Source organism: Streptomyces sp. GMY02, from assembly GCF_019056675.1.
GTDB lineage: Bacteria > Actinomycetota > Actinomycetes > Streptomycetales > Streptomycetaceae > Streptomyces > Streptomyces odonnellii.
This window is the reverse complement of the sequence record NZ_CP077658.1, coordinates 2,057,531-2,075,120: the sequence shown is the minus strand read 5'-3', so window position 1 is coordinate 2,075,120 and position 17,590 is coordinate 2,057,531. Positions and strand designations below refer to the sequence as shown.

Sequence of the window (17,590 nt, the reverse complement as noted above, 5' to 3'; positions counted from 1 at the left end):
CCCTGCACGCCAGGGGCGGGTCCGGGACAAAGTAGTCTTGAGCCCATGCCCGAACGCCGTACCGTCGCCCTTGTCACACTTGGCTGCGCCCGTAACGAGGTGGACTCGGAGGAGCTCGCAGGCCGCTTGGCAGCGGACGGCTGGGAGCTCGTCGAGGACGCCTCGGACGCGGACGTCGCCGTGGTCAACACCTGCGGCTTCGTCGAAGCCGCGAAGAAGGACTCCGTCGATGCCCTGCTGGAGGCCAACGACCTCAAGGACCAGGGCAGAACCCAGGCCGTCGTCGCCGTCGGCTGCATGGCCGAGCGGTACGGCAAGGAGCTGGCGGAGGCCCTGCCGGAGGCGGACGGTGTTCTCGGCTTCGACGACTACGCCGATATCTCCGACCGCCTCCGGACCATCCTGAGCGGTGGCGTGCACGCTTCGCACACGCCCCGTGACCGGCGCAAGCTGCTGCCGCTCAGCCCCGTCGAGCGGCAGAGCACCGGAACGGCCGTCGCACTGCCCGGTCATGGGCAGGAGCGGGCCGAAGTGGCTTCTGTCCCCGAGGATCTGCCGGAAGGGATCGCCCCGGCCTCGGGGCCCAGAGCCCCGCTGCGGCGGCGGCTCGACCACAGTCCCGTCGCCTCTGTGAAGCTCGCCTCCGGCTGCGACCGGCGCTGCTCCTTCTGTGCCATCCCGTCGTTCCGCGGCTCCTTCATCTCCCGGCGCCCCTCCGACGTACTGGGCGAGACCCGCTGGCTGGCCGAGCAGGGCGTCAAGGAGGTCATGCTCGTCTCCGAGAACAACACCTCGTACGGCAAGGACCTCGGCGACATCCGGCTGCTGGAGACCCTGCTGCCCGAGCTGGCGGCGGTCGACGGGATCGAGCGGGTACGGGTGAGTTATCTCCAGCCCGCCGAGATGCGGCCGGGGCTGATCGACGTCCTCACGTCGACCCCCAAGGTCGCGCCGTACTTCGATCTCTCCTTCCAGCACTCGGCGCCCGGTGTGCTGCGCGCGATGCGGCGGTTCGGGGACACCGAAAGCTTCCTGGGGCTCCTGGAGACCATTCGCGGCAAGGCGCCGCAGGCCGGAGTGCGCTCCAACTTCATCGTCGGCTTCCCCGGTGAGACCGAGGCGGACTTCGCCGAGCTGGAGCGCTTCATCACGGACGCGCGGCTCGACGCCATCGGTGTTTTCGGGTACTCGGACGAGGACGGGACCGAGGCGGCGACGTACGACGGCAAGCTGCACGCGGACACCGTCGCCGAGCGGCTGGACCACCTGTCGCGACTGGCTGAGGAACTGACCGCGCAGCGCGCCGAGGAGCGGCTCGGCGAGAGCCTCCGGGTGCTGGTGGAGTCGGCCGGTACGGAAGCAGGCGCCGAGGGCGGGCTCGGGGACGCGGCGGGCGACAGGGAACCGGCGACCGGGCGTGCGGCGCACCAGGCACCCGAGACCGACGGCCAGGTGATCTTCACATCGCGTGCCGGGCTGCGTCCCGGCCGTATGGTCGAGGCCAAGGTGGTCGGCACCGAGGGCGTGGATCTGCTGGCAGAGTGCTACGAGCTTTCCGGGGACGACTCCAGGACCCCGGGCGAGGAGGCGGCCAGATGAGCGGAGTCCCGGCATCCGCGGCAGGCGGCGCCGGCGCTAAGCCGGCGCCCGGCAGGAAGCGGGTGGCTGTGGCGGTTCATCAGGTCAGCGTGTGGAACATCGCCAATATCCTCACCATGGTGCGGCTGGTCCTGGTGCCCGCTTTTGTGCTGCTGCTGCTCCAGGAGGGCGGGTACGACCCCGTCTGGCGCGCCTGGGCCTGGGCCGCCTTCGCCGTCGCGATGATCACGGACATCTTCGACGGGCATCTCGCCCGGACGTACAACCTGGTCACGGACTTCGGGAAGATCGCCGACCCGATCGCGGACAAGGCGATCATGGGGTCGGCGCTGATCTGTCTCTCCGCGCTCGGCGATCTGCCGTGGTGGGTGACGGGGGTCATTCTCTTCCGTGAGCTCGGCATCACGCTGATGCGGTTCTGGGTGATCAGGCACGGGGTCATCCCGGCCAGCCGCGGCGGCAAGATGAAGACCCTGGCGCAGGGGACGGCGGCGGGGATGTACGTCCTGGCGCTGACCGGACCGTTGGCGACCCTCCGCTTCTGGGTGATGGCGGTGGCCGTCGTGCTGACGGTGGTCACGGGGCTGGATTACGTGCGGCAGGCGGTCGTGCTGCGGCGGCAGGGGCTCGCGGCGGAGCGGGCGGCCGCGGCCGGTGCCGGTGGCGGTACCGGTTCCGGGGCGGTGTCCGGGGCCGGTGCGGCGACCGGAGCCGACGGGTCCGGTGTGGCCGGCGCCGGCACGGTCGGTGAGGCGTCCGATTCCGGAGAGTCCGGTGAGTCCGGCGCGGGGGAGTCCGCGCGGTGACCGAACGGCCGGCCGGGCCTGACGCGGCGCCCGCGCGGGAGTACGCGGCGCGGGTGCTCGCGGCCCTGGAGGCGCTCGGCGGGACGCTGGCCGTCGCGGAGTCCCTCACCGGCGGTCTGGTGGCCGCGGAGCTGACTTCCGTCCCCGGCGCCTCCCGGACCTTCCGCGGGTCCGTCACGGCGTACGCGACGGCCCTCAAACGGGACGTACTGGATGTCGACGGGACCCTGCTGGCAGAGCGCGGCGCGGTGGACCCGGAGGTCGCGCGCCAGATGGCGGCCGGGGTACGACGGGTGCTGGGCGCCGAGTGGGGCGTGTCCACCACCGGGGTCGCGGGCCCGGAGCCGCAGGACGGTCAGCCCGTCGGAACGGTCTATGTGGCCGTAGTGGGACCGGACGGCATGGGGAAAGTGACCGCTTTGCGGTTGAACGGCGATCGGGCGGACATCCGTAAAGAGAGTGTACGCAGCGTGCTCGCGCTGCTCCTCAGCGAACTATCAAGGAACGGGCGGGCACAGGATACGGAACAGAACGGGGGGAATTGATGTTTGCAGCCCTGAGTGAACACGACATCGCTCCCCGCACGGCCGCAGCGCGAGGCGGTACGGTGGGGCGTGAAGGATGCGGCTACGCGGTCCGAGGAGGGAGCCACCGATGATTCTGCTCCGTCGCCTGCTTGGTGACGTGCTGCGTCGGCAGCGCCAGCGCCAGGGCCGTACTCTGCGCGAAGTCTCCTCGTCCGCCCGAGTCTCGCTCGGCTATCTCTCCGAGGTGGAGCGGGGGCAGAAGGAGGCATCCTCCGAACTGCTCTCCGCGATCTGCGACGCGCTTGACGTACGGATGTCAGAACTCATGAGGGAAGTGAGCGACGAACTGTCGCTGGCCGAGCTGGCTGCGTCGGCGGCTGCCAGCGAGCCGGTGCCTGCGCCAGTACGCCCAATGCTCAATTCCGTCTCTGTGACGTCGGTGGCGGGAGTACCGACGGAGCGGGTGACGATCAAGGCGCCGACCGAGGCGGTGGACGTCGTCGCCGCCTGACGGTGAGTTTTTCGAAGCTTTGACTGAAGCCCCGATCGGTCGTGTTGACCGGTCGGGGCTTCTGCCGTCTATGAAATGACCGTTTTGCATCATATGTGCCATGGTGGAAAGTGCCTTTGCCCTCAGACAGGGGTGAAGAACACCATGAACGGAACTGGAGGCCAGGCATGGCTATCGTGAAAGGCTCCCTGCCCGAGGAAGATCTGAAGCTCGTCGCCGAGACGCTTCAGGGCGCTCTCGTGGATCTGGTGGACGTGGCGCTGGTGTCGAAGCAGATCCACTGGAACATCGTCGGGCCGCGCTTCCGCTCCATACATCTCCAGCTCGACAAGGTCGTATCCATGGCCCGCAAGCACTCGGACACGGTCGCCGAGAGGGCCGCCGCGATCGGGGTGACACCGGACGGGCGGGCCGCGACGGTCGCCGCGACGAGTGCCTTCGGCGCGGTTCCCAACGGGTGGATCAAGGACGCGGACGCCGTACGGATCATGGTGGACGGGCTTGCCTCGGTGATCCGGCAGATGCGCGAGCGCGTCGAGGTGACGGCCGTACCGGACCCGGTCACCCAGGACGTACTGATCAAGGTGACGGCGGGTCTTGAGAAGCACTCGTGGATGTTCCAGGCGGAGAACGCGTAAGGCGGAAAGGCCTGACAGCGCCTTACGCGGGTATGCGGAGAGATGCGCAGGGCCTGCGGGAAGTCTCCGTGCGACATGCGGGAAGTCTCCGCGCGCCGGGGTGTGCATCCGATGCGCCCTCGCGGCGGCTGATCGTTCGGGTCTAGGGTCGTTCGTTTGGATCCGGCTGGATCAGGGAGCGGTGCCAGGGGCCGCGAGCCCAGCAAGATCCAAACGAGAGGCCCTGGTGTCGGCCGGAGGAGGCACAACCATGGTGAGGCGATGGGTCCTTCTGCCGGCGCTCGTTCTCGGCGGGCTGTGGTGGTGGGCCGTACTGCGGCTCGCGTTTGTGCCGGAGCACAGCGGTCTGGTGGAGGGCGCGGTGGCGGCGGGCGGTTGGGGGCTCAGTCTGCTGCCGGTGCACGTCGCGGCGACGCGGCGCCGAAGGCCGGAACCCGGGCGTGGGGTCAGCGGGGCGGGCGGAGAGGGCAGTTGAGGTACCGGCGCTAGGGGTGACGGCGCCGAGGGGTGGCGGGCGCCGGAGAGCTGACGGAACGTCAACTTGTTGGCCCCGACTGGCAGCGCGGGCACCAGTAGGCGGGGCGGTCGTCCTGGTCGGCCGTACGGATCGGAGCGCCGCAGCGGGGACAGGGGCGGCCGGCCCGCCCGTACACCGAGATCGTCCGACTGCCGCCCGGGCGTGTCCGGTTGGCTTCGAGCAGCCGCTTCGCGGCCGTCACCACGCGCTCCGGTGACGGGAGTTCACCGATGGGGAGCCATGGGGTCGCGCGGACCAGGAAGCAGGTCTCGGACTTGAAGATATTGCCGACCCCGGCGAGATTCCGCTGATCGATCAGGGCCTCCCCGAGGGGCCGGGCCGGATCGGCGAGAAGATTGCGCAGCGCCGTGGCGGGATCCCAGTCGGGCCCGAGCAGATCGGGGCCGAGATGGCCGACCACCCGCTCCTCCTCGCTGGTGCGGAGCAGTGCCAGGACCTGGAGGCGATAGCCGACCGCGGTCCGCTCGGTCGTTCCGAGGATCGCCCGGATCTGATGCCCGGCGCCGCCGCGCCAGCGCTCGCCCGGGGCGTACACCTTCCAGGCGCCGTCCATGCGCAGATGCGAGTGGAGGGTCAGACCCCCTTCGATCCGGGCGAGGAGATGCTTTCCGCGCGGGGTGACATCGAGGACGGTCCGCCCGGTGAGATCGGCGGTCGCGAACCGGGGCACCCTGAGGTCGGACCGGACCAGCGTCCGGCCGGCCAGCGCGGTGTGCAGGAGTCGGGCGGTCTGCCAGACAGTGTCTCCTTCGGGCATGTCCTCCATGATGCGCGCCGGGACGGGCGAGCGGCGGGTGAGGGTGGACCGGTGGCGGCGGTACGGGGACGGGTACGAGCACGGGGCCGGCGGTGTCAGGCGCGCAGCCGCAGGCCCCTGGGGGTGGCGTGGAACCCGGCCGACTCCAGCGCGCGGCCCAAGGGGGACGTCAGCGCCGCGGCGCCATTGGTCCGCTCCACTGTGACCGAGCCGAGCGCTCCCGAGCGGGCCGCGCCCGCCAGGGCCTCGGCGGCAGTCCGGAGCGCGGGGTCCTCCGGGTCGGTCGGCCAGGCCAGCAGCGTCTTGCCGCCGCGCTCCATGTACAGCGTCAGCTCACCGTCGACCAGGACGACCAGGGATCCGGCCTTGCGGCCCGGCTTGTGACCCGCACCGTCCGGAGGCTCCGGCCAGGGCAGGGCGGCCCCATAGGCGTTGGCGGGGTCGGCCGCGGCCAGCACCACAGCTCGGGGCGCCGGATGCGCCTCGGCCCGGTCCCGGGCGGTCGCTGCCGCGCGCAGCCGGTCGACCGCGCCGTCCATCGCGAACTGGGCCGCCCCTAGCCCCTCGACGACATAGCCGCGGCGGGCCTGTCCGCTGTCCTCGAAGGCGGACAGCACGCGATAGACGGCGGAGAAGCCGCCCTCCACCTCCTCGGCCGCTACGGCGCCCCTGGTCACCACACCGTGGCGGTCGAGGAGCGTACGGGCCAGTGCGTGGGCGCGATGTGTGAGGTCCGGCTCCCGGGCGGGGAGCAGTGACCAGCGGCCGCTCACCGTCGGCGGGCCCGAACGGGACACGGGTCTGGCCGCGGCCGTGAGGCTTCCGTACCGCCCTCGGGGTATGGGGCGCCGCGCCCGGTGTGCCGTGGAACCGGCGGTCCGTCCCGAGCCCAGCAGGGAGCGCAGCGGGGCCAGGGTGTCATTGGTGAGCCGGCCCGACCAGGCCAGATCCCAGACGGCGTCGGCCAGTTGGGGATCGGTCGCCTCCGGGTGGGTGGTGGCGCGGATCTGGTCGGCCATCTGCCGGAAGAACAGGCCATAGCCCCCCGCCAGGGTGGTCAGGACCGATTCATGGAGGGCCGTCAGCTCCAGTGGGTGGGGCGGAGGGAGGAGCAGCGGCGCGGAGTCGGCGGGATAGAGCGCGACCCAGCCGTCCTTGCCGGGCAGTGCGCCCGCCCCGGCCCACAACACCTCGCCGGTGGTGGTCAGTTCGTCCAGCAGCGCCGGTGTGTAGCCGGCGATGCGGGACGGGAGGACCAGCTTCTCCAGTGCGGACGCGGGGACGGCCGCGCCCTGCAACTGCTCGACGGCTCGGGCGAGTCCGTCGATACCGTGCAGGCTTTGGGCGTGCAGATGCTGCCACTGCGGCAGGAATGTGGCGAGCGTGGCGGGCGCCACCGGCTCCAGCTCCTGGCGCAGCGCGGCCAGGGAGCGGCGGCGCAGCCGGCGCAGCACCGTGGCGTCACACCACTCCTGGCCGATGCCGGACGGGTGGAACTCGCCCTGGACGACCCGGGAACTCGCGGCGAGGCGCTGGAGGGCGCCATCCGTGACCGCGGTGCCGAGACCGAAGCGCTCGGCGGCCGTGTGCGAGGTGAACGGGCCGTGTGTACGGGCATAGCGGGCCAGGAGATCGCCGAGCGGGTCCTTGACGGGCTCGGTGAAGGCTTCGGGGACCCCGACCGGCAACGCCGTGCCCAGCGCGTCCCGCAGCCGTCCCGCGTCCTCGACGGCCGCCCAGTGGTCGGCCCCGCCGATCCTGACCTTGATGGCGCGTCGAGTCGCGGCCAGCTCCCCGGCCCAGCCGGGCTCCGCCCCGCGCGCGGCCAGCTCGTTGTCGGTCATTGGCCCCAGGACCCGCAGCAGATCGGCTACACCCTCGACATCCTTGACGCGCCGGTCCTCCGTGAGCCACTGAAGCTCACGCTCCAGCTCCGTGAGCACCTCCGGGTCGAGCAGTTCGCGCAGTTCCGCCTGGCCCAGCAGCTCGGCGAGCAGCCGCGAGTCCAGCGACAGCGCGGCGGCCCGCCGCTCCGCGAGGGGCGAGTCCCCCTCGTACAGGAACTGGGCCACATAACCGAACAGCAGGGACCGCGCGAACGGGGAGGGCTCCGGGGTGGTCACCTCGATCAGCCGGACCCGGCGGGACTCGATGTCGCCCATCAGCTCCGAGAGCCCCGGGACGTCGAAGACATCCTGGAGGCACTCCCGCACCGCCTCCAGCACGATCGGGAACGAGCCGAATTCGCTTGCCACTTGGAGGAGTTGAGCGGCGCGCTGGCGCTGCTGCCACAGCGGGGTGCGCTTGCCGGGGCTGCGGCGCGGCAGCAGCAGTGCCCGCGCCGCGCACTCCCCGGAACCGGGAGGCGAAGAGCGCGGAGCCGCCCACCTGGTCGGTGACGATCCCGCGGATCTCGCCCCCGTCGAAGGCGACATCAGCGGCTCCGACGGGCGCCTGCTCGCTGTCGAAGGCCGTGCCGAGGCGATCCGGTTCGGCGTCGAGCAGATCCATGCCCATCAGATCGGCGTCGGGCAGGCGCAGCACGATGCCGTCGTCGGCATGCATGACCTGCGCGTCCATTCCGTACCGCTCGGAGAGCCTGGCACCCAGCGCCAGCGCCCACGGTGCGTGCACCTGTGCCCCGAAGGGGGAGTGGATCACCACCCGCCAGTCGCCCAGCTCGTCCCGGAACCGCTCCACCAGGATCGTCCGGTCGTCCGGGATGTGCCCGCAGGCCCGGCGCTGTTCGTCGAGATACGAGAGCACATTGCCGGCCGCCCACGCGTCCAGCCCCGCCGCCAGCAGCCGCAGCCGCGCGTCCTCCTCGGAGAGCGAGCCGACCTCCCGCAGAAACGCGCCCACCGCGCGGCCCAGCTCCAGCGGACGCCCGAGCTGGTCGCCCTTCCAGAAGGGCAGCCGGCCGGGGGTGCCGGGGGCGGGGGTGACCAGGACCCGGTCACGGGTGATGTCCTCGATCCGCCAGGAGGTCGTGCCCAGCGTGAAGACATCGCCCACCCGCGACTCGTACACCATCTCCTCGTCCAGCTCCCCGACCCGGCCGCCGCCCTTCTTGGGGTCGGCCCCGGCGAGGAAGACACCGAACAGCCCGCGGTCCGGGATCGTGCCTCCCGAGGTGACGGCGAGGCGCTGGGCACCCGGGCGGCCCGTGACCGTACCGGTCACGCGGTCCCACACCACCCGGGGCCGCAGCTCCGCGAAGGCGTCGGAGGGATAGCGCCCGGCGAGCATGTCGAGGACGGCGGTGAACGCGGACTCGGGCAGCGAGGCGAACGGCGCGGCCCGGCGGGCGAGGGCCAGCAGATCGTCGGCCTGCCGGGTGTCCAGGGCGACCATGGCCACAAGCTGCTGGGCCAGCACGTCCAGCGGATTGGCCGGGATACGCAGCGCCTCGATCAGCCCGCCGCGCATCCGCTCCGTGACCACGGCCGCCTGCACCAGATCGCCCCGGTACTTGGGGAAGACGACCCCTGTGGAGACCGCGCCCACCTGGTGGCCGGCGCGGCCCACCCGCTGGAGCCCGGAGGCGACCGAGGGCGGCGACTCGACCTGGACGACCAGATCCACCGCCCCCATGTCGATGCCCAGCTCCAGGCTGGATGTCGCGACCACGGCGGGCAGCCGGCCCGCCTTGAGGTCCTCCTCGACCTGGGCGCGCTGCTCCTTGGACACCGAGCCGTGATGGGCGCGGGCGAGCAGGGCGGGCGCGCCCCTGGCCGCGCCCGACTGGGCCATGACCTGGGCCGGGGAGTGCGCCTCGGGCAGCGGAGCGGCGGGCTCCTCCCCGTCGAGCACGGTCCCCGTGGCCCGTTCGTACGCGATCTCGTTGAGCCGGTTGCACAGGCGCTCGGCCAGCCGGCGGGAGTTGGCGAACACGATCGTGGAGCGGTGCGCCTGGATGAGATCGGCGATCCGCTCCTCCACATGCGGCCAGATCGACGGTCTGTCCGCGCTCTCCGTCTCCGACGCGGGAGAGCCGCCCAGCTCGCCGAGATCCTCGACCGGGACGACGACGGAGAGGTCGAACTCCTTGCCGGAGGGCGGCTGGACGATCTCCACCTTCCGCTGCGGCGACAGATATCGGGCGACCTCCTCCACCGGACGCACCGTCGCCGACAGTCCGATCCTGCGAGCCGGGCGGGGCAGCAACTCGTCGAGCCGCTCCAGGGACAGGGCGAGATGGGCGCCCCGCTTTGTCCCGGCGACCGCGTGCACCTCGTCCACGATCACCGTCTCGACCCCGGCGAGCGCGTCCCGCGCCGACGACGTGAGCATCAGGAACAGCGACTCGGGGGTGGTGATCAGGATGTCCGGCGGCTTCGTGGCCATCGAGCGCCGCTCGGCCGCCGGAGTGTCGCCCGAGCGGATCCCGACCCGCACCTCCGGCTCCTGCAGCCCACGCCGGACGGACTCCTGCCGGATCCCGGTGAGCGGGCTGCGCAGATTGCGCTCCACATCGACGGCGAGCGCCTTCAGCGGCGATACGTACAGCACCCGGCAGCGCTTGTGCGCCTCGGCGGGCGGTGGGACGGACGCCAGCCGGTCCAGGGCGGCGAGAAAGGCGGCCAGCGTCTTGCCCGAACCGGTCGGCGCCACGACCAGCACGTCCGAGCCGCGCCCGATGGCGCGCCAGGCCCCCTCCTGCGCCGCGGTGGGCGCGGAGAAGGCCCCCGTGAACCAGCCGCGGGTCGCGGGGGAGAAGGAGTCGAGAGCTGTCGTTGCCATGCCCCCCATCGTGCACCCGGCCACCGACAATCGCCCGAGCCTGTGGACAACCGCCCGCGGACCGGTGCCGGAAGGCGGACCGGCGGCGGAACCGGGGCGGATGGCGGACCGCGGAGCGGCGGCAGAATGGGCGCATGGCGATACGGGAGCAGGCGCGACACTGGCACTACCCCGACCTGCCCGGCGTCGATCTCCTCCGAGCCAACTACATCGGCAAGACCTTCGCGCGCCACACCCACGAGAACTTCGTCATCGCCGCGATCACGGACGGTGTCGAGGTCTTCCACCACGGTGGCGCCAACCAGTACGCGGGCCCGGGCGCGCTCGCGCTGGTCAACCCGGAGACTGCGCACACCGGCCGTGCCCAGGGGCCGGAGGGCTGGCGGTACGGAGCCGTCTACCCGGCGGCTGACGTCGTCGCCTCGATCGCCGCGGAGACCACCGCGATCCGCGGCACCCCCGGCTTCGTCGCACCCGTGCTGGACGACCCGCACACCGTCCGTCTCGTCCACCAGGTGCTGCGCGCCGCCGACGAAGGGAACGCGCTGGCCGCCGACTCCCTGCTGAGGATCGCGGTGACCCGGCTGCTGCGGATGAACGGCGGCCCCCTCCGGCAGCGCCCGGCGCGCGGGGCCGGGGCGAGAGCCGCCGCACGCGCACGGGACGTACTGGAGGAGCGAATGGCCGACCCGCCCTCACTGGAACGGCTCGCCACCGACCTCGGCACCGGCCCCTTCGCGCTGCTGCGGGCCTTCAAGGCGGCGTACGGCCTGCCCCCGCACGCCTGGCTCACCGACGCGCGGGTACGGCGCGCCCGCCGGCTGCTGGACGCCGGTACGGCACCGGCGGAGGCGGCCGTGGCCGTCGGCTTCACGGATCAGCCGCACCTCCACCGGCACTTCACCCGGATCGTCGGTGTGCCGCCGGGCGCGTACCGCAGAGAGCGCGTGGGCGCCGCCGCGGGGCCGATGCCGACCGGGCCGGGCTGACAGGAGCCGTCCGGACACCGTCCAGAGGGTGTCCTGTCGATCGGGCCCCGCGAGCCCGGCAAGATCGGCGAGACCCCCCTACGCCCACCAGGGGCTGCGTTTCCGCAGCGCTTCTTGTGCCGTCGACACAACTCCGGGATAGCTCTTGCCCGGATACCACGACATCGAGCCGATCCGGTGGAACGCCGGAATCGTCTCCATATGGCGCACCATCCGCTCCCGGGTGTCGGGATCGGGCAGCGGACCGCGCATGGCCGCCACATTTTCCCGTACGTGTTCAGGACGCGAGGTGGCCGGCAGTGCCACGGTGACGGCGGGGTGGGAGATGACCCACTTCAGGAAGAACGCCGACCAGGTCTCGATGCCGAAGTCGGCCGCGAACGCCGGAAGGCGCCTGCCCTCGACCGCCTTGTGCAGCCGCGCCTTCTCCAGAGGCATGTTCACCAGGACGGCGACTCCCCGGTCCGCCGCGACCTTCAGCACGGTGTCCTCGGCTGCCCGGGTGTGGATCGAGTAGTGAACCTGTACGAAGTCCGGATCACCCCGCTCCACCCAGCCCGCCAGCAGCGGGAAGTATGCCGGGTCATGGTGCGAGACGCCGAGTTGACGAATCCTGCCCTCCTCCTTGAGGGCATGCAGCAGGGGCACCATCACATCGACATTGACCAGACTGTGCACCTGCACCACATCGATCGGCCGGCTTCGGCGCAGTCTCCTCTGTGACCGCCGCAGATTGTTCTCCGCGTGCGAGGTGTCCCAGAGGTATTCGCCCGTCGACCACACCTTGTCGGTGACGAACATCCGGTCGCCGATACCGAGCGAGGCGGCGGCGCCGCCGAGTACGGCCTCGGCCGATCCGTACAGCGGTGAGCAGTCGAAGACCCGGCCGCCCGCCGACCAGTGCCGGCGGACCACCTCCAGGACCGCGGGCGAGGGCCGGCCGACAGGCGCGTCGAAGGTCATGAAGGAGCCGAGCCCGATCGCGGGGAGCCGCTCGCCCGTACCGGGAACGGTCTTGAGGATCAGGTCCGAAGGAGCGGAGGCGGCTGCCGCAGTGCCCGGGAACGCGCCTCCGGAAAGGGCCGCCGCCGCTGTGGCGGCCCCGGCGGCGACGACCGTACGCCGGGTCGGCGGCGGGAGGTCCGCGGTGGTGTGACCTGCGGCGGTGCGGTCCGTGGAGCCGGACGTGCTGTCCATGGTGCGGTTCATGGTGCGGTTCATGACGGAACTTCCCCCTTCACAGAGGATGACCACAGAGGATCGCGTGAGAAATCCGCGAGGAATCGAGAGGAATCAAAGGGCGGGCGAGCGCGGGGAGTTGACGCCGGAGATTGACGCCGGAGATTGACGCCGAAGCTGTACCGTGCCCGTTGATCTCACCCTGACAGCCGCCCTCAGGAGGTGTCGACGGACTGGGCCCACCCGTCGGGAATGCTCGGATACCCTCCGGGTATGTCCGTTGATCTGCGGCTCATGCGGTATGTGATCGCGGTCGCCGACGCGGGCGGTTTCGAGGGCGCGGCGGAAACGCTCCATATGACCCAACCACCGCTGAGCCGTCAGATCGCCGCTCTGGAACGCGAGTTGGGCGTCGCGCTCTTCCACCGAAGGCCCACCAGACCGACCGAAGCGGGCCTGGTGTTCATCGAGTCGGCCCGCCGCATCCTTGAGGACACGGACCGGGCGGTACGGCAGGTACGGCTCGTCGGCGGGGCCGGGACCGGCACCCTCCGTATCGGCTACACCGTCACCACGGCGTTCGACGAGATGCCCAAGCTCTTCGCGGCGATGCGCGAGGAACACCCCGGGATCCGTGTCGACGCGCGTGAGGCCTGGGACGTCGAACTCAGCGCCGCCCTGCGCGACCGCGAGATCGACGTGCTGCTCGGCAGGCTCGTACGCATACCGTCCGGTCATCGCACGGCGACCCTGCGGCGCGATCCCCTGACCGCCGTGCTCGACACCGGCCACCCGCTGGCGGGACGCGACGCGCTGGCCCTGCGCGAACTGCGCGGCCACACCCTGCGGTTCTTCCCGAGGGCCGTCGCACCGCGCTACCACGACGGGGTGCTCGCCGCGCTGCGCGTCTCGGGCGAGACCTTCGATGTCTGGGAGAACCGGCTCCCCGGACTGCGCAACCTCGGATCGGCCCTGAGCGGAGGGGACTTCATGATCCTTCCCGCCTCGCTCCGGCCGCATCTTCCCCCGACCATGGTCGGCGTGGCGTTGCTGGACGAGCTGCCGACCATCGATCTCCAGCTCGCCTGGGCACGCGACGCGCCGCCGACCGTGGCCGCGCTTGTGCGTACGGCGCGGCGTCTGGCCCGTACGGAGGGCTGGCTGCCGGCCAGGAGCAGGGGACCTCGGAGCGCAAGAACGTACAAGACCGGTCAGGACCAGGCCCCGTAGCGTCCAGGACGTGTCAGATCAGACAACATCCGCATCCGCGCCCACGCCCGGATCCCTGAAACCGGCATCCCTGGAACCCGAATCCCCGGAACCCGGAACCCTGGACGCGCCGCAAGGAACCGGTCCCGGCCCCGAGCCCAAGCCCGACGCCGCCGTCGTACGTGACGCCCTCGGTGTCGGCATCGCCGTCGGGCTCTCCGGCTTCGCCTTCGGCGTCACCTCGGCGGGCGCGGGCCTCTCCGTACTCCAGACCTGTGCGCTCAGCCTGCTGGTCTTCACCGGCGCCTCGCAGTTCGCCCTCGTCGGCGCGCTCGCCGCGGGCGGCAATCCGTTCACCGCCGCCGCGGGCGCCTTCTTCCTGGGCGTACGGAACGCCTTCTACGGCCTCAGGCTGTCCCAGTTGCTGCGGCTGCCCGGACCCGTACGCCCGCTGGCCGCGCAGTGGGTGATCGACGAGACCACGGCCGTAGCCCTCGCCCAGCCGACGCGCCGCGCCGCCAGGATCGGATTCACGGTCACCGGACTGAGCCTCTACGCGCTGTGGAACCTCACCACCCTGGCCGGGGCCCTGGGCGCGGAGGCGCTCGGCGACACCGGTGCCTGGGGGCTGGACGCGGCCGGACCGGCCGTCTTTCTCGCGCTGCTCGCGCCCATGCTCCGTACCGCCACCGAACGGATGACCGCGGGCCTCGCGGTCGTCCTGGGACTGGGTTTCCTGCCGGTGCTGCCCGCCGGGGTGCCGGTGCTGGTCGCGGCTCTCGCCGCCCCTGCCGTGCTCTGGCTCGAAGGACGCCGCAGGACCGTTGACCGTATGACCGCTGCCCACAAGACCACTGCCGCGAAAGCCACCGCCGTAAAAGCCGCTGCCTCGAAGACCGCCGCTCGCCGGAAGGGATCCGACCGTTGAACATCTGGATCGCGATCGGCGTGACCGCCGTCGGCTGCTATCTCGTCAAGCTGCTGGGACTGCTGGTGCCTGCGGGCGTCCTGGAACGCCCCCTCGTCCAGCGGCTGGCTGCCCTGCTGCCCGTCGGCCTGCTCGCCGCGCTGACCGCGCAGCAGACCTTCAGCGCGAACGGCGCGCTCGTCCTGGACGCCCGGGGCGCCGGGCTCGCGGCGGCGGCGCTCGCGCTCGTTCTGCGCGCCCCCTTTCTGGTGGTCGTCGCGGCTGCCGTGGCCGTCACGGCGGGCGTACGGGCGATCGGCGGCTGACGGCCGGCCGGTGGCCGTACGGCGGAACGGTCAGCCGATGTCCCGGCCATGGGCGCGCAGGGTCCGCAGCGCCTCGATGGTCACGATCGGCCGCCATTCCAGCGCGGTCCCCGGCGCCCACTGACGCCACGTGATCGGCCAGCCGCCGTCCTCCCGCTGCCGCGCCGCGAGGAAGTCGAGCGACCTGGCCATCTCCTCGTCCGTGAACCAGTGGCGGGCCAGGGACTCCGGCACGCGCGCGTAGTCGTGCGGAAAGTGGTGTTCGCCCGGCGCGTACCCCGGTGGTACGGGGTAGTGCGCGCGGCGCTCCGGATCGAGCACCGCCAGCCGCCGCTCCCGTACCAGCCGCCCGAGCCGGTCCGCCGCCGCTTCGGCCCGCGCCCGGTCGGGGACGCCGTCAAGGAAGGCGACCGCCGCTTCGATCTCGTACGGATGTGAGTCCTCCATCCCCTCGATGGCCGCCCAGCAGAAGTCGGTGGCCCGGAAGAGCCAGGCGTGCCACACCTCGTTCCGGTGCAGCAGTCCAGCGACCGGGCCCGTCGCGAGCAGTTCGCCCGGCGGGTCGTCGACGAGCGGGAGGAAGGGCGCGAACGGATAGCCCCGCAGGGACGGGTGCAGCGCGGGCAACGCGCCCTCCGGTGTCGAAACCGCCGTCAGATAGCGGCAGATCAGCTCCATCTGCGGACCGTCGCAGCGGCCGATGGAATCGAGGACGCGCAGCGCGTGCGCCGTATGGAGGGGCTGGCTGACCGGCCCGCGCAGGTCGGGTTCGAGCCCGTGGGCATAGCCGCCGTCCTGTCCGCGGTACGCCATGAGGGCCGTCTCGACCGCCTCCTCGCCGCGGTCCCGGCCCGTTCTGCCCGGTCCGCCGTCCAGGAAGTGATAGGCGAACCGCCGCTGTTCGAGCACCCGGGCCGTGAGCCAGACGAAGCTCTCGGCGCGGGCGAGGGGAGACGCGGTCGTCGCCGCTGTGGCAGCCATGCTCCGACCGTAGACCGAAACCGCCGGAAGCCGGGCGGACCGGCTTCGCGGCACTCTCAGGGGCGCGATACTGGTGTCATGCGGTTGACGATTTTCTGGGAGCGGATGGTGGAGCACTTCGGTGCTGTCTACGCCGACTCCTTTGCCCGTGACCATGTGATGGCCGAGCTGGGCGGCCGTACGGTGCATGAGGCGCTCGACGCGGGCTGGGAGGCGAAGGATGTCTGGCGGGCGGTCTGCGTCGCCATGGGCATTCCGGCCGAGAAGCGATGACGCCCACGCCGGCGGCCGGGGGCGGCCGCGCGGGAGGACGGGACGCGGCCGCGGTGAGCGACACTGGCTCGGTGGCACCGACTGACGACACCGCCGACACCGAAGACATCGCACCGGACATATCGGACTCGGGCCGGGAGCCGTCGGCCCCGCCGCAGCGTCCCGAGCCGGGTGTACCCGCTGATCAGCCGGGGGACACGGTGCCGGCCGCGGCGGCCGGGGACGGGCCCGGGAGCGGCGCGGGCGCGGATGCTCGTACGGATACGGGCGCGGGCTCGCAGGCCGGAAGCCGTCGGACCGGCGTCCAGGCCCATATGCCGCGCTGGCTGCCGCGCGCGATGATCCTCGCACTGGCGCTCATCGCCTGTTTCCAGCTCGGTAGCTGGGCTTTCCATCAGCTCATCGGACTGCTGGTCAATGTGCTGATCGCCTTCTTCCTGGCCCTGGCGATCGAGCCGGTGGTGAGCTGGATGGCGGCGCGCGGCATACGGCGTGGACTCGCCACCTTCCTGGTTTTCTTCCTGGTGGTGGGCGCGGTCGCCGGCTTTGTTGCGATGCTCGGCTCGATCCTGGCCAGTCAGATCATCGACATGGTCGAGTCCTTCCCCGAGTACCTCGACTCGGTGATCAACTGGAGCAACGCGACCTTCCACACCGAGCTGTCGCGGGTCGCCGTCCAGGACAGCCTGCTGCACTCCGACTGGCTCCAGAGGTACGTCCAGAACAGTGCGACCGGGGTCCTGGACATCTCCACCACCGTGCTGGGCGGGCTGTTCCGGCTGCTCACGATCTTCCTGTTCTCGTTCTACTTCGCGGCCGACGGCCCCCGGCTGCGGCGCGCGCTCTGCTCCGTGCTCCCGCCGGCCAAACAGGCCGAGGTGCTGCGCGCCTGGGAGATCGCGGTCGACAAGACCGGCGGGTACATCTACTCCCGCGGCCTGATGGCACTGATCTCCGGGGTCACGCACTACATCCTGCTGGAGATCCTGGCCGTGCCGTACGCGCCGGCGCTGGCGATCTGGGTGGGACTCGTCTCCCAGTTCATCCCGACCATCGGCACCTATCTGGCGGGCGCGCTGCCGATGCTGATCGCCTTCACCATCGACCCCTGGTACGCGGTCTGGGTGCTCGGATTCGCGGTGATCTACCAGCAGTTCGAGAACTACATGCTCCAGCCGAAGCTGACGGCCAGGACCGTGGACATCCACCCCGCGGTGGCCTTCGGCTCGGTCATCGCGGGAACGGCCCTGCTGGGCGCGGTCGGCGCGCTGATCGCGATCCCGGCCGTCGCCACGCTCCAGGCGTTCCTCGGCGCCTATGTGCGGCGGTACGACGTGATGGACGACGCCCGGGTGCAGGGCGGCCGGCGGAGCGGCGGTCCAGGGGACGGACGGCCTGTCGCGCGGCAGTTCTGGCGCGCCTTGCGCACCGGCGGCGGTCCGCGGCCCTAGGAGCATCCACGTTGTGGCGCGTCGAGTTGGACGCTTGACATGAAAATCGAACATCCATTCTTATTGGTGTCCTGCCGGTGTTTCCCGTGACCGGCCGGGGCGCTGCCGCGCGGGTTTGAGCGGAGTTGTCCACAGGCTGGAAGGACGTCGGGACGC

Annotated in this window: 15 protein-coding genes and 1 pseudogene; 12 read left to right on the top strand and 4 right to left on the bottom strand. The window is 71.5% G+C overall.

What is annotated here, in order from left to right:
* Window positions 1-45 precede the first annotated feature (45 nt).
* The 6 genes from rimO (at window position 46) to KQY30_RS08585 (ending at window position 4,556) form a co-directional block, all read left to right on the top strand.
* Window positions 46-1,599 carry a 30S ribosomal protein S12 methylthiotransferase RimO gene (gene rimO, locus KQY30_RS08610; RefSeq protein ID WP_217306335.1) on the top strand — a complete coding sequence of 518 codons (1,554 nt, stop codon included), beginning with the start codon at window positions 46-48 and terminating at the stop codon, window positions 1,597-1,599.
* Window positions 1,596-2,405 carry a CDP-diacylglycerol--glycerol-3-phosphate 3-phosphatidyltransferase gene (pgsA, locus tag KQY30_RS08605; protein ID WP_217306334.1) on the top strand — a complete coding sequence of 270 codons (810 nt, stop codon included), beginning with the start codon at window positions 1,596-1,598 and terminating at the stop codon, window positions 2,403-2,405. The genes rimO and pgsA overlap by 4 nt, the downstream gene beginning before the upstream one ends.
* A gap of 53 nt (window positions 2,406-2,458) precedes the next feature.
* Complete coding sequence (locus tag KQY30_RS08600) at window positions 2,459-2,950, top strand: CinA family protein (RefSeq protein WP_217310891.1); 492 nt, start codon at window positions 2,459-2,461, stop codon at window positions 2,948-2,950.
* 109 nt (window positions 2,951-3,059) lie between these two features.
* A complete protein-coding gene (locus KQY30_RS08595) occupies window positions 3,060-3,443 on the top strand; it encodes a helix-turn-helix domain-containing protein (RefSeq protein WP_046497329.1) in 384 nt (127 codons plus the stop codon).
* 167 nt (window positions 3,444-3,610) lie between these two features.
* Window positions 3,611-4,081, top strand: a complete 471-nt coding sequence (locus KQY30_RS08590; protein ID WP_217306333.1) for a Dps family protein — start codon at window positions 3,611-3,613, stop codon at window positions 4,079-4,081.
* A gap of 250 nt (window positions 4,082-4,331) precedes the next feature.
* Window positions 4,332-4,556: a hypothetical protein gene (locus KQY30_RS08585; protein WP_217306332.1), complete on the top strand. Its 225-nt coding sequence runs from the start codon at window positions 4,332-4,334 to the stop codon at window positions 4,554-4,556.
* Between the two features lie 61 nt (window positions 4,557-4,617).
* Here KQY30_RS08585 and KQY30_RS08580 read toward each other — a convergent pair whose 3' ends face one another.
* On the bottom strand, window positions 4,618-5,376 hold the full coding sequence (locus KQY30_RS08580) for an Fpg/Nei family DNA glycosylase (RefSeq protein ID WP_217306331.1): 759 nt from the start codon (window positions 5,374-5,376) through the stop codon (window positions 4,618-4,620).
* Between the two features lie 95 nt (window positions 5,377-5,471).
* Window positions 5,472-10,119 (bottom strand): annotated as a pseudogene (locus KQY30_RS08575) (ATP-dependent helicase).
* 134 nt (window positions 10,120-10,253) lie between these two features.
* On the opposite strand from KQY30_RS08575, the gene KQY30_RS08570 reads away from it, so the two are divergent.
* Entirely contained in the window at window positions 10,254-11,108 is an 855-nt protein-coding gene (locus tag KQY30_RS08570; protein ID WP_217306330.1) for an AraC family transcriptional regulator, read from the top strand.
* A gap of 78 nt (window positions 11,109-11,186) precedes the next feature.
* Here KQY30_RS08570 and KQY30_RS08565 read toward each other — a convergent pair whose 3' ends face one another.
* Entirely contained in the window at window positions 11,187-12,329 is a 1,143-nt protein-coding gene (locus KQY30_RS08565; protein ID WP_217306329.1) for an aldo/keto reductase, read from the bottom strand.
* A gap of 231 nt (window positions 12,330-12,560) precedes the next feature.
* Between KQY30_RS08565 and KQY30_RS08560 the strand changes: the two genes are divergently transcribed.
* From KQY30_RS08560 to KQY30_RS08550, 3 genes are all read left to right on the top strand, one after another.
* On the top strand, window positions 12,561-13,517 hold the full coding sequence (locus KQY30_RS08560) for a LysR family transcriptional regulator (protein WP_217306328.1): 957 nt from the start codon (window positions 12,561-12,563) through the stop codon (window positions 13,515-13,517).
* A 100-nt stretch (window positions 13,518-13,617) separates the two neighbouring features.
* Entirely contained in the window at window positions 13,618-14,424 is an 807-nt protein-coding gene (locus KQY30_RS08555; protein ID WP_217310889.1) for an AzlC family ABC transporter permease, read from the top strand.
* A complete protein-coding gene (locus KQY30_RS08550) occupies window positions 14,421-14,729 on the top strand; it encodes an AzlD domain-containing protein (RefSeq protein ID WP_217306327.1) in 309 nt (102 codons plus the stop codon). Before KQY30_RS08555 ends, KQY30_RS08550 begins: the two co-directional genes overlap by 4 nt.
* A 30-nt stretch (window positions 14,730-14,759) precedes the next feature.
* Here the strand turns inward: KQY30_RS08550 and KQY30_RS08545 are convergent, their stop codons facing one another.
* Window positions 14,760-15,710: a hypothetical protein gene (locus KQY30_RS08545; protein WP_217306326.1), complete on the bottom strand. Its 951-nt coding sequence runs from the start codon at window positions 15,708-15,710 to the stop codon at window positions 14,760-14,762.
* A 78-nt stretch (window positions 15,711-15,788) separates the two neighbouring features.
* On the opposite strand from KQY30_RS08545, the gene KQY30_RS08540 reads away from it, so the two are divergent.
* Both KQY30_RS08540 and KQY30_RS08535 read left to right on the top strand, forming a co-directional pair.
* Window positions 15,789-15,983 (top strand): DUF3046 domain-containing protein, encoded by a 195-nt coding sequence (locus KQY30_RS08540; RefSeq protein WP_046497305.1) that lies wholly within the window; start codon window positions 15,789-15,791, stop codon window positions 15,981-15,983.
* A 314-nt stretch (window positions 15,984-16,297) separates the two neighbouring features.
* A complete protein-coding gene (locus tag KQY30_RS08535) occupies window positions 16,298-17,434 on the top strand; it encodes an AI-2E family transporter (RefSeq protein ID WP_217310887.1) in 1,137 nt (378 codons plus the stop codon).
* The last annotated feature ends 156 nt before the right edge of the window (window positions 17,435-17,590 follow it).